The organism is Pseudomonas sp. 2995-3 (assembly GCF_002742565.1).
Lineage (GTDB): Bacteria > Pseudomonadota > Gammaproteobacteria > Pseudomonadales > Pseudomonadaceae > Aquipseudomonas > Aquipseudomonas edaphica.
Genome location: NZ_LJSB01000111.1, coordinates 1 through 278, shown reverse-complemented (window position 1 = coordinate 278; position 278 = coordinate 1). Strand labels below are relative to the sequence as shown.

The 278-nt window shown below is 30.6% G+C and carries 1 protein-coding gene; it reads right to left on the bottom strand.

Translation table 11 applies throughout. The features are described from left to right. Positions 1-17: 17 nt before the first annotated feature. On the bottom strand, positions 18-278 hold a 261-nt coding region (locus AOA62_RS31720), incomplete at its 5' end, for a hypothetical protein (RefSeq protein ID WP_158235118.1).

Here is a 278-nt window from a genome sequence, read left to right as displayed (position 1 = left end):
TTATTTTTAAACATTTTCTATCCCTTCTTTTTTCTTTTTTCAGCTTCCTTTTGAACGTTACGTGTAAACCAGTCCATTTCATTATCTAACATTCTAGAAGCTTGCTTCTCCCCGGATAAATTTTCCGCAACATATTTATGGGATTCCTGGAACTTTTCTAATTCCTTACTAATTTCATTTTCCTTTTTAATTACTTCTCTTAATTTGGCTTCTAATTCGTAAATTTCCTTTTCTTTTTTCTCTTTTTCTCCATGTACCTCTTTAAAGCTGTCTTCTAA